Origin of the sequence: Paenibacillus sp. J5C2022 (genome assembly GCF_025567625.1) — a bacterium.
Lineage (GTDB): Bacteria > Bacillota > Bacilli > Paenibacillales > Paenibacillaceae > Pristimantibacillus.
Genome location: NZ_JAOQJC010000014.1, coordinates 1 through 12232, shown reverse-complemented (window position 1 = coordinate 12232; position 12232 = coordinate 1). Strand labels below are relative to the sequence as shown.

General features: G+C 51.1%; 9 protein-coding genes and 1 pseudogene. 9 read left to right on the top strand and 1 reads right to left on the bottom strand.

Features of this window, described 5'->3' with window-relative positions:
• Positions 1-93 precede the first annotated feature (93 nt).
• Positions 94-792 (bottom strand): SGNH/GDSL hydrolase family protein, encoded by a 699-nt coding sequence (locus M6D81_RS13260; RefSeq protein ID WP_262677385.1) that lies wholly within the window; start codon positions 790-792, stop codon positions 94-96.
• A 273-nt stretch (positions 793-1065) separates the two neighbouring features.
• On the opposite strand from M6D81_RS13260, the gene M6D81_RS13255 reads away from it, so the two are divergent.
• The 9 genes and pseudogenes from M6D81_RS13255 to M6D81_RS13215 all read left to right on the top strand — a co-directional run.
• The gene (locus M6D81_RS13255; RefSeq protein ID WP_317259122.1) at positions 1066-1980 is read left to right on the top strand and encodes an ABC transporter permease; all 915 of its coding nucleotides are present in this window, start codon (positions 1066-1068) and stop codon (positions 1978-1980) included.
• A gap of 20 nt (positions 1981-2000) precedes the next feature.
• Positions 2001-2870: a carbohydrate ABC transporter permease gene (locus M6D81_RS13250; RefSeq protein ID WP_262677384.1), complete on the top strand. Its 870-nt coding sequence runs from the start codon at positions 2001-2003 to the stop codon at positions 2868-2870.
• Positions 2871-2900: 30 nt separating this feature from the next.
• Positions 2901-4469, top strand: a complete 1569-nt coding sequence (locus M6D81_RS13245) for an extracellular solute-binding protein (protein ID WP_262677383.1) — start codon at positions 2901-2903, stop codon at positions 4467-4469.
• Positions 4470-4545: 76 nt separating this feature from the next.
• The gene (locus M6D81_RS13240; RefSeq protein ID WP_262677382.1) at positions 4546-6273 is read left to right on the top strand and encodes a sensor histidine kinase; all 1728 of its coding nucleotides are present in this window, start codon (positions 4546-4548) and stop codon (positions 6271-6273) included.
• 17 nt (positions 6274-6290) lie between these two features.
• Positions 6291-7895, top strand: coding sequence for a response regulator transcription factor (locus M6D81_RS13235; protein WP_262677381.1), 1605 nt, complete (start codon positions 6291-6293; stop codon positions 7893-7895).
• A complete protein-coding gene (locus M6D81_RS13230) occupies positions 7892-8914 on the top strand; it encodes a zinc-dependent alcohol dehydrogenase (RefSeq protein WP_262677380.1) in 1023 nt (340 codons plus the stop codon). The genes M6D81_RS13235 and M6D81_RS13230 overlap by 4 nt, the downstream gene beginning before the upstream one ends.
• 38 nt (positions 8915-8952) lie before the next feature.
• Positions 8953-10770 carry an FAD-dependent oxidoreductase gene (locus M6D81_RS13225; protein ID WP_262677379.1) on the top strand — a complete coding sequence of 606 codons (1818 nt, stop codon included), beginning with the start codon at positions 8953-8955 and terminating at the stop codon, positions 10768-10770.
• 176 nt (positions 10771-10946) lie between these two features.
• The gene (locus M6D81_RS13220; RefSeq protein ID WP_262677378.1) at positions 10947-11942 is read left to right on the top strand and encodes an NADPH:quinone oxidoreductase family protein; all 996 of its coding nucleotides are present in this window, start codon (positions 10947-10949) and stop codon (positions 11940-11942) included.
• 29 nt (positions 11943-11971) lie between these two features.
• Positions 11972-12136, top strand: a pseudogene (locus M6D81_RS13215) (iron chaperone); the annotation flags it as partial.
• Positions 12137-12232: the final 96 nt, after the last annotated feature.

Here is a 12232-nt window from a genome sequence, read left to right as displayed (position 1 = left end):
AAATTGAATTTCCTGTCTAGGATATCATGCAACAATGAGGCGAAATAATAATATATTTGGAGGTTACTATAAAATTTTTGGAACTTGTCATCGTCAGTTCTCGTGCAACAGCAGGCTGCTCAAACTGCGATAGATAAAGTCATGCCCTTCCTGCTTGAAATGAAAGGCGTCAAAAAACCAGCCCGACAGGTCGCTCCCATCTTCCCACAGCTTCTCGATGCCAGCAGCCGCGTCGGCTAGGGGCAAATCGAATTGGGCGGCCAAGCTGTGCAAGACCGCATTGAATTCCTCGAAACGATGGGGAAACGCGTGATCTTCTACAGGCTGGTCCCAGCCATACGTTCGACCTGTGCAAGTAGAGAGCGGACCGCTCGTCCACAAGACAACTCCGCAATCTGCAGCTAGTGCCTGCTTGATCATACGTTCCATCGCAGCTGTATAATCGGCAATGGACACATCTCCCTTCCAATCGTTGATGCCGAAGTTCAACACGATGTAAGCTGGCTTGCATCGATCCATCATGTCGGCAAAGGCATCATGCCCCTTCAGCGCAGTCCGGCCGCGAACCCCTTCATTGAAAAAAGAGAGGTTAGCGTTGTTCTGCAACAGCTCCTCTCCTAATTGAGACGCCCAGGAACCATGAATCAAGGTCGCGTCCAATCTTGCTCTCGCTTCATGCCAGCCCTCCGCCACACTTCCGAATGTCCAGCTATCCCCATAAGCAACAATAGAGACTGTATTCCCCTCGCGCAAATCCTGGCGCAAGCGCTGAATCCATTTCAATCCGTACATGCCAGTTAACACCCCTCTTAATGAATTTCTATCTAGGATATCATGCTGCTATGAGGCAGAATGGCGCAATTATTTGGGGGTTACTACACTTTTTTTTGATCTTGTTCAACACCGATTTACATCCAAACGATTTGAAGGAATCGCAAAAGAGATTGGAGCTTTCGACATAAACTCTCATGCTAGAATGGCCATGTCGGCGGATTGAACGCAACAATGGGGAAGGCGTTATCCATGATGTTCATACTAAAAAAGGAAAGGAGGATTCTAAACGAATTGGTTAGCACAGGACGCAACTTGTTAAAGAAAATGTATTACTATCGGGCGATGTACTTGCTGCTGCTACCGGGACTGGCTTACATTACGCTGTTCAAATACGTGCCGATGGCAGGCATCATGCTTGCCTTCAAGGAGTACAACGTCGTGACCGGCATCTGGGACAGTCCCTGGAACGGCTTCGCCAATTTCGAGCGTTTCTTTCAAGGGAGCTATTTTTGGCCCATTATGCGTAATACGATTCTCATATCTCTCTACAAATTGCTGTTCGGCTTCCCTGCACCGATTATTCTGGCTTTATTGTTGAACGAGGTGCGCGTCAACTGGTTCAAAAGGATTGTCCAGACATTAACGTACTTGCCGCATTTTTTATCCTGGGTTATTGTATATGGCATATTGATGGCATTCCTTGCCCCGAATGAAGGCTTGCTTAATGTATTGCTGAAGCTGTTCGGCTTCGAAGCCGTTCCTTTTCTAACCGCGCCGGAATGGATTCGGACCTTGCTTGTATCGACTGATATATGGAAAGATGCAGGCTGGGGAGCGATTCTATACTTGGCCGCACTGGCCAACATCGATCCAAGCTTATATGAGGCGGCAATTATCGACGGAGCGGGCAGAAGACGCCAGTTGTGGCATGTAACGCTGCCCGGTATCCGCAGTGTTGTCATTCTGATGCTGATCCTGAAGCTCAGCCACATCCTGGATGTCGGATTCGATCAAGTGTTTATGATGTCGAATATATTCAACCAGGAGAAATCGGACATTATCGATACCTGGGTGTACCGTGTCGGTCTTCAGGAAATGCGGTTCGGAGTGGCTACAGCCGTTGGCATGTTCAAAGCGGTAATCGGATTCATCCTGGTGCTGACTGCCAACAAGGTGGCCAAAAAATGGGACGGACAAATATGGTGACGGAGGTCGAGAAATAGGAAATGAGAAAACGGGCAATCGTGGAGAACATCGTTCAAACCATTATCTATACCGCTTTGGCGGTCTTGGCCCTCTGCTGCTTGTTCCCGTTCGTTTACGTGTTCTGCATGTCAATTGCGACAGCGGATGAGATCGCCCAGACGAGCATTATTCTCATTCCGGAGAAGGTCACATTCAAGGCATACCAGGATATATGGAGCAGTGGCACGATCACGCAAGCGTACCGGATTACATTGTTCGTGACGATCGTCGGAACGGCGTTTAACTTGCTGTTTACAACTGTAACGGCCTACCCGCTGGCCAAAAAAATGCTGCCCGGCCGCAACCTGATATTGCTGTACGTCCTGTTTACAATGCTGTTCAGCGGCGGCATGATCCCGCTGTATATACTTGTGAAAGAGCTGGGCTTGCTCAACTCGGTATGGTCGTTAATGGTGCCAGGCTTGATCAGCGTTTTTCTGCTTGTCATTATGAAAGGCTTTTTCGAGCAGCTGCCGGATGGCATCGAAGAGTCGGCGCGAATCGACGGAGCGGGAGAGCTGACGCTATTGGTCCGCATCGTGCTGCCGCTCTCCAAGCCTATCATTGCTACGCTGGGACTGTTTTACGCGGTCTCGCACTGGAACAGTTATTTCGATGCGATCCTGTATATTGGCAATCCGGCGAATTACCCGCTGCAGGTGGTGTTGCGCAACATCCTGATCGGGACCAGAGCGATAACGGAATATTCGCCCGAGCTGCTTGAGCAGATGAACGCTTTCTCTGTCCAGATGGCGGCGGTCATCGTTGCCACACTGCCGATTCTGATCGTCTATCCATTCGTTCAGAAGCATTTCACGAAAGGCGTATTGCTTGGCTCTATCAAAGGATAATTTGATAAGATAAACGAAGGGGGCAATTGTATGAAATCACTTCAACGTCCATTAAGCGGCTTGTTAAGCGCCCTGTTGCTTGGCGGGCTTGTCATGGCGGGCTGTTCCAATTCCGAGAAGCCGTCTGCCGAAGGGGTAGAAAACGGGAACGACACGACTGAACAGACGATTACGATCAAGATGTTCAATCAGGCAAGCTTTAATCCGACCTCGCCAATTCCGCCGAAGCAAGATGATCCGATTCGCCAGCTGATCGAGAAGAAGATGAACATCAACCTGGAGATGACGGTAGCGCCAGACCAGCCCCTGCAAAAATTAAATACAATGATTGCTTCAGGGGACGTTCCGGATCTTATTTTTTTCAGCGACCGCAAAGATATGATCAAGTATTACCAAGACGGTCTGCTGGCTGATCTGGATGCTTATCTCGATAAGGCGCCGGATCTTATGAATCGCTTCCCGCAGACAAGCTGGGATCAAATGAAATACGGCGGAAAAACGGTCGGCATTCCCGGTTACGATCTCATCTCCGGTCCGAACGGCATATGGATACAGGACAACTGGCTGAAAAAGTTGCAGCTTGATGTACCGACGACGCCGGAGCAATTAATGGATGTAATGAAAGCGTTCACATTCCGCGATCCGGACGGCAACGGGAAGGACGATACGTACGGCTTCATAGGGGGCGTTACCAAAGACGGGATGCTGAACGATTTCGGACTGGATACACTCCTCTGGATGTTCGGGGTGACGCCGCACGGCTTTGACGTGGTCGATAATAAGGTCGTCTACTACAATACGGACCCGCGCATGAAGGAAGGCATTGCCTATCTGAACCAAATGGTAAGCGAGAAGGTGATCGATCCCGATTGGAAGACGGTTACTGAAAATAAACTGCTTAAGGATAAAATGAACCGGACGAAGGAAGGGATTGTCGTATACAACTGGAGGGCGATGGACAATCCGACAAATGCGATGGCGGACGAGAACGGCGTCATCCCGGATTGGATCATCATTCCTCCGATGAAGGGACCGCACGGAGATCAAATATTGACTTACCGCGCATTTCAGGGTAACTCCTGGGCGATTTCCAAGAAGTCGGCGGACGATCCGGAGAAGGCGCAGCGTATCGTCAATCTGCTTCAGTACCTGTTTACGGATGAGGAAGACTACAAAACTTTCGCTTACGGCATTCAGGACATCAACTGGCGAATAGTGGACGGAAAAGCGGAAAAAGTGAGGCTTGATCCCGATACGGCGAAAAAATACAGCTTCCTGGATCATTATAAATTTCCGCGGCGTGGAGACGATGCTGTCTACTTCTCTTACAAAAATCCGAAGACGGCCGAATATCTGGAATTGAACAACAAGTATTTAAAGGATAACAATGTGACGCCGTACCTCGTTCCTGATCCGGGTGATACGCTGTATGCGGACCGCATCAAATACGTCAATGAAATGCTGCTGAAATTTATTACTGGCAAGGAGCCGCTGGACAAGTGGGACGACTATGTGAAGACTCTGGAGACGAAGTTTAACTTGAAGGGTTATCTCGACATCGTTACGGAACAGTTGAAAGAGCAAGGCGTGATAGGGTAACCGTACCGTCCGGCAGGAGAAACGGCTGACACCGTGGAAGAAAGGACGAGTCAATGGGAAACAGGGAGGGACGCGCATGTGGAGGAGAATATCTGCCAAGCTGTTTCTGCTTTGTCTCGTCTTCCTGACCGGCAGTGTCGCCTTGATAGGCGCATTGTCCTATCAATGGACGCAGCGTCAGATGGAAGAGCGGGAAATCGCGCATGCCCAGCAGCTGCTGGGCAAGATCGAGCAAAATCTGGATTTGTATTTTCTGTTGATGCAAAATGTGCTGCACGGTATTTATTACTCCGCAGAAACTTGGAACGGGGACTTCGATGTAGCCCGCCGGGAGCTCTCCAATTTGTATTCTGTGAATGGGAGTTATACTCACGATATTTATTTGATCAAGCCTGATTTGTCTATCGTTGGGAGTACGGTGTTGTCAAGGGTGTTCGACGACCCGCTGCTAGATCGAAAAATTTGGTACGACCGCGCGCTTGCAAGCAGATGGACGCCTATCGTAAGCGAGCCGTACTTGTCGCAATATTCCGGCTGGACCGTGACGATGCTGCAGCAAATTCCGTGGCCGGACGGACCGATCGTCGCAGCGCTCGATATGAATTTGCGGGAAGTGGAGGAGCGTTTATTCCAGGTGAGCAGGCAAGATGCCCTCCATGTATCCATCGTTGATGCGCGCGGTGAAATTGTGGCAGGCGCCAACGCGGAAGCGGACTTCGAACGGATGGGCGAGCGGACGTTCCGCATCGGGAACGTGACAAGTCAAGAGGTTGCATCCAGCCAGCTTCAAGCGATACCCGCGACCATGTCGGACGGTACTTCCTCGCTCATTATTCTGAAGCGAATGGAGAAATTCAATTGGGTCGTCAATACGGTTGTAAGCGAGAAGTGGCTGCAGCAGTCATTTTATAAGTTGCGCGGCTACTACTTGGCGCTTATCGGATTCGGGCTGATCCTCAGTCTGATCGTTTCTCTGCTTATCTCCCGATATATCCGTAATCCTGTGTATTATTTGATCCGTAAAATGAATCTCGTTCAGCAAGGCGACCTGAATGTGCAGATCGCCAATAATCGCCGCGACGAATTCGGGGAACTGGCCAGCAACTTCGATTCAATGCTGGAACAAGTCCGCCATCTGATTACCGATCTGAACAAGAGCGAAGCGATGAAGAGGATGTTGGAAATCCAGGTGCTGCAGTCGCAGATCAACCCGCATTTTCTATACAATACGCTAGGATCGATCAGCATTGCGGTCAAGCTCGACAAGTCTGAAAAGGTCGACCTGATCATTGCGGCGCTCATTTCCATTTTCGAATACGGCATCTCGGATATTTCGGACAAGGTGCTATTGCGCGATGAAATTCGCAATGTAAAGGAATATTTGTTTATTACCGGTATTCGCTATAATCGGGTATTCGAGCTTCAGGAGCAGATTCCGGAGGAACTCTCGGACGCTCCGGTTTTGCGTATGATTTTACAGCCTGTCGTTGAAAATGCCCTGTTCCATGGTTATGCCGGCGGGAAAATTGAGGGGGAGATCCGGATTGTCGCTTCGATCAGAGGCGGAAAGCTTGTTATCGAAGTGGCGGACACCGGGGTAGGCATACCTCCGAACAAACTGGAGAAGCTGCTTGACCATGCCGAAGAGTCCACTACCGGATACCGCAAGAGAATTGGCTTATTCAATATCGATCAGCGCATCAAGCTCACATGCGGTGCAGAGTATGGCGTTGAGTTGGACAGTGCGCCCGACAAGGGTACGATCGTACGGCTGTCCCTTCCTTATCATCCGAAGAACGCTTAACGAACTGGAGGTGCACCATGCGAGAATACGTTTGTATGGTTGTAGATGACGAGCCGCCTGTTATCGAGATGCTAAAAAAGTTTTTTGACGAGCAGATGCACTCGCCATTCCGGCTCGCAGGCTCCGCCTGTTTATCGGAGGAAGCTATCGGACTGGCTGTACGAATCAAGCCTGACATCATCATCACGGATATTGTCATGCCGGGCAAGAACGGTCTCGAGATGATTGCCGAACTGCGCGAGCAGTTGCCGGACACGATGTTCATCGTGTTGAGCGCGTATCAGGACTTTCGATTCGCACAGCAAGCGATTGCTGCGAATGTCCTGGACTACGTCGTCAAGGTGCCGTTGAACGAGGCGGCGCTCTTGGGCGCGCTGCAAAAAGCGGCACAAGAGCTGAAGCAGGCGGAGGTTCAGGCAGTTACACTGCAGAAGCTTAGCCGCACCGTTCAGGGGAACTTGTTCGCCTTGCGGCAGCGGGCGATCGCCGATATGGTGCTCGGCGACTTGCAGCCGGAGCGGCTGGCCGAACGATGCGAGGAACTGCAGCTGAGCTTCAATCCGCAGCGATACTGCTGCATGACCATTCGCCTTGACGAGTACGATCGGCTAATGCAAGCACACAGTACGTTCGATCGGCGCAATCTGCAGTTTGCCGTGCTGAACATTGTGGAGGAATCGATAGCTGAGACCGGCAGTGGATCTGCAAGCTGGCTCAAGGACGGTATTCTGATCGGGTTTGTTTCATTTCGGTGCACAGCATCCCTTTCCGATGCATATGAGCAGCTTGGCCGCCGGATTCAGAGCAATCTGCTAACGTATTTGAAGCAGGCGACCACAATCGGCTTTAGCGCGCAGGTCAGCGGTTGGCTGGCGTTGGCGCGAGCCGGCCGGGAAGCGAACAGCCGCATCGAAGATTCGTATTACTATGGCGCAGGAAGCGTTGTCATGCCTACACAGCGTCTCTCCTACGAAGGAGTCCTGGAAGCGGATCTGCAATTGGCGCTGCGGGGCGCTGCGGACAAGCTTTCCCCGTTCGCTGTTCCGGACGATTGGGAGCCTTGCTTAAGCAAGCTGAGATGGCTGCTTGCGCAGCGAAGCATACGGCCTTCCATCGTAAAGGAACAGGCAGAGGAATTCAATCAAATGCTTCAGATCAAGGCAGCGCAATGGGGCGTACCGGTTCCGGCAGCATTGGCGAATGCTCCAATGATGAACACCGCTCAGCGGTTTCTGGAATGGGTTGGAGTCTGCTGCGAGCAGCTTGCGGCTTCCCGAAGCTCGCAAGAACGAAGCGAGATATACAAAGCGAGAGTGTATATCGCCCGCCACTTGGCTGAGGCGCTGAGCCTGAACGAAATCGCCGGACATGTCAACATGAATGCGTCGTATTTCAGCTTGCTGTTCAAAAAAGAAATGAAGGAAGGCTTGAACGAATACATCAATCGCACTCGCATTGATAAGGCGATCGAGCTGTTGCAGACCGGAGCATACGACAATGTACAGCTTGGAGAGGCGGTTGGCATTGCGAATGAACGCTATTTCGGCACGTTATTCAAAAAATATACGGGGCTTCCTCCTCAGAAATACCGGAAACGGATGCGTGAAGGAGGGAAGGCTTGAATCAAGGAGAGATAAGGAACTTGAACAAGGTGAATGTGACAGTCGCACGATTGGGAAAAGCGGTTGTGGAGCAATGGGAGCGGCCTGCACCCGGTGAGCATCAAATACTCATTCGTACGGAATATGCTGTGATTAGTACCGGAACGGAAACGAAGTCATTGCGAAGCAAATCGAATGGGATCAGACTGGGCTACAATGCAGTCGGCATCATTGTGGAGAAAGGAGCCGGCGTGGAGCATCTGGAGATTGGCCAGCGTGTCGCTTGCTATGGAGAAGGTTCGCATGCCGACTATAGCCTGGTTTCCAAATTTCTGGCCGCTCCCGTACCTGACGGCGTCGACCCTGAAGAGGCGGCTTTCGCTGGACTGGGCGCTATCGCCATTCACGCGTTGCACCAAGCAGAGATGCAGTTCGGGGAGACGGCCGTTCTCGTCGGTCTGGGCATTCTTGGCCAGATCGCCGCACGAATAGCGAATGCGGCCGCTTATCGTGTAATCGGCTTCGACATTCAGCCCATGCGATGCAATATGCTGGAGCCGTTAGCGCCGAATGCGATCGCTTGCAACCGTGTGGAGGAAGTGACAAGCGCAGTGCGTAACACAGAGTGCGCCGGAGCGGATAGCGTAATGCTGTTCGGAGGAGGTAAAGACGACGGTCTGATCGATCAGGGAATAGAATGGCTGCGCGACAGGGGCAAGATCGTTATCGTCGGTATACCCGACACGACCTTTGCACGCAATGCGTTGTTCGTCAAGGAAGCCCAGATCAGGATTTGCCGGGCAGGCGGACCTGGCCGTTATGATGCGAAATATGAGCAGGCAGGCTTCGATTACCCGGACGGATATGTCAGATGGACAGAGGGAAGGAATGTGGGCAAGTTCATTCGGCTTCTGTCCGAAAAACGGATGTCTTTGAAGCCGCTAATCCGCCATCGCTTCGATTTCGCTGAAATTGATCGGGCTTATCAGCTGTGCCTTGATGCTCCCGCGGAGACGATGGGAGTTCTAATTCGTTACTAGGCACAGCGAGAGTTTATAGAATGAAGAGGAGTCAACGGATGATGAGGAAGACTGATCCCGAAATGTTGGTTACGGACGTATTGATCGCCGGCGGCGGCATGACAGGAGTAGCGGCTGCAATAGCTGCAGCGCGCAACGGAGCAAGGGTCATTCTATGCCAGGACCGTTCCGTTCTCGGCGGAAATGCCTCGTCGGAGATCCGCATGAATATATCCGGCGCATCCGCAATCGGCAAGGAGCTGGAGACGGAGCGCAGGGAAAGCGGCATCATAGAAGAGATCGTGCTGGAATGTTCGGTCAGAAATCCGCAACGGAGCGCAAGCATGCTGGACTTGATCTTATATGAGAAATGCCGAGCTGAGCCGAACTTGACGCTGCTGCTGAACACGACGGTCGTCGCAGCCGATGTCGAGAATTCTCGAATCCGCTCCGTTTATGCGGTAAGAGAAAGCACGGAGGAGAGCTTTGCGATCCGGGCTGGAATTTTCGCGGATTGTACGGGTGACGGCAGGCTTGGATTTGAAGCGGGTGCCGATTATACGAACGGCCGCGAAGCGGCTGCGGACTATAACGAATCCGGCGCCAATCTGAACAGAGATGCCTATCGTCTTGGCTCATCCTTGCTGTTCACCTCGAAGGATATGGGACACCCGATGCCGTTTGCTGCGCCGGCATGGGCCCGCAAGTTTACGGAAGAGGATCTGAAGTTCAGAAGCCACGACGCCTGGGAGTTCGGCTACTGGTGGGTGGAATTCGGCGGCACGATGGACACGATCAGGGATAACGAGCATATCCGAGATGAGCTGCTGGCGATCATGCTCGGGGTATGGGATCATATCAAGAACAGCGGCAATCACCCCGATTCTGCCAATTGGGCGCTGGATTGGTTCGGTTTTGTGCCGGGCAAAAGAGAGTCCAGAAGATTTATCGGCCAGCACGTCCTGAGCCAAAACGATATTCAACAGGCCATCGATTTCGACGATGTAATCGCCTACGGCGGCTGGTCGATGGATACCCATCCGCCCCAAGGCATCGATGCGAAAGACGAGGAGCCGTGCAATCAGCCGTATACGCCTTATCTGTATGGCATTCCGCTGCGCTCGATGATTAGCCGAAACATTTCGAATCTGATGTTCGCCGGCCGCAATCTATCTGCTACTCATATCGCTTTCTCCAGCACCCGGGTCATGGCGACATGCGCGCTAATGGGAGAGGGGCTTGGCACGTTCGCGGCTACGGCGGTGAAGCACAAGCTTCCGATGGAGCGGGCGTGGCGCGAACGCGGCGTTGTAAAGCAGGCTCAGCGGCAGTTGCTGCGGCAGGGCGCTTTTTTGCCCGGACTTTTGCTGGAGGGAAATCTCGCAAGACTGGCCCGAATATCGGCATCGTCCGAGCAAAAACAAGGGAAATGCGGGAATGTTGCGGATGGACATACTCGCGCTGTTTATGGGGAGAAGGGAGTGCGTCCCGACTTGACCACGGCCGGCACGCATCGCTGGATGTCGGAGCCAGGAGACGCCAGTCCTTGGCTGGAGCTGCAATGGGAAGAGCCGGTAACGGTTAGCCGGATTACAGTCGTACTGGATACCGGGCTTCACCGCCTGCTCATGCTGTGCCACTTGGACGCGATTCAACAACAAATGCAGTGGGGGCGACCGCAAGCCGAAACGCTGAAGGAGTTCAAACTGGTTGTACATGACGAACAAGGGAAAAGAGAGATCGCTCATATCAAGGACAATTATCAACGGATGGTGCATTTGCCGATCACGCTAAAAAACCTGAACATACTCCGTCTGGAGGTCACTGCTACGAACGGACTGGACCATGCGCGAGTGGTTGAAATCATTTGCGAGTAACCATGTCATTCTGTAATCCTGTCCGAAGCTGAAGCCGGAAGCCCGATAAGAAACGGGTTTTCCGGTTTTTCGTTGTTTAGGAAATTACGCACTAGTAGGAGAATTCGGCCAAGGGTCGAAGTTTTATATACAATATTAGAGAAAGGCATAACAAATTCAGAAAGGGGACGATTCGGATGTCAAAGGAATTCAGTGCTCTTGTTGTGAATAAGGCGGGGGAAGAGTTTTCAATAAATATTGAATCGTTATCTTTGGACGACCTGTCAGATGGAGATGTGACGATAAGAGTTCATTACTCAAGCGTAAATTATAAAGATGGATTAGCCAGTATCCCAAACGGGAATATTGTTCACAACTACCCTTTTGTCCCGGGAATTGACCTTGCAGGAATAGTAACGACATCGAATGATTCTCGCTATAAGGCGGGGGATAAAGTAATTGTGACAAGCTATGAATTAGGCGTTTCTCATTATGGCGGATACAGTGAATACGCAAGAGTTCCAGGGGACTGGATAATCCCTTTGCCAGACCATTTGACTTTAAAAGAGGCGATGATCTTGGGGACTGCGGGCTTAACAGCAGCGCTTTCCATTCACCAATTAGAAAAAAACGGGCTTACTCCGGATAAAGGCCCTGTGCTAGTGACGGGAGCAACTGGCGGCGTAGGGAGTATGGCCGTATCGATGCTTGCCGAACGAAATTATCATGTAACAGCAAGTACAGGCAAAGCATCTGAATATGACTACTTAAAGAAATTGGGGGCAAATGAAGTCCTATCGCGCGAAGAAGTTGCACCAGAAAACATTCGTCCCATTGGAAAGAAACGCTGGTCAGGCGCTATAGACCCGGTTGGCGGCAAGACATTAGCTGCTGTGTTAAGCAACATGAAATATGGAGGTTCTGTTGCTGTAAGTGGATTAACCGGAGGTGTAGAAGTACCTACAACTGTATTTCCCTTTATTCTTAGAGGCGTCAATTTATTGGGAATAGATTCGGCTTATTGTCCTAGAGATTTAAGAATAACACTTTGGAAGCGGATGGCGACCGATTTGAAGCCTGAAGGATTAGAGGCAATAAAAAATGAAATATCGTTAAATGAGCTGCCTAAAGCGTTATCTGACATCTTGCAAGGAAAAGCAAAAGGAAGAACTGTTGTGGATCTGCTAGGTTGAACAAATCGGTTTGAAAAGGAGAAAACGACATGAAGGCTTTTGCAGAATATTTGGCTAAGATTGCTCATCCCCATCATCGGGAGCGTATGGAAGAGGTTCTGGATTGGGTAGCCGGGAAATTTCCGAATCTGGAGCCGAAAGTGGCTTGGAATCAGCCTATGTTTACCGATCACGGCACATATATCATTGGCTTTAGGAAAAGCGGACGTGAATCCTCCCCATTTCAATGGGGCAGATGAAAGTCCGCTTTGCCCGAAATCCCCCTTGCGGGGATACAAGGGCAAAAATAA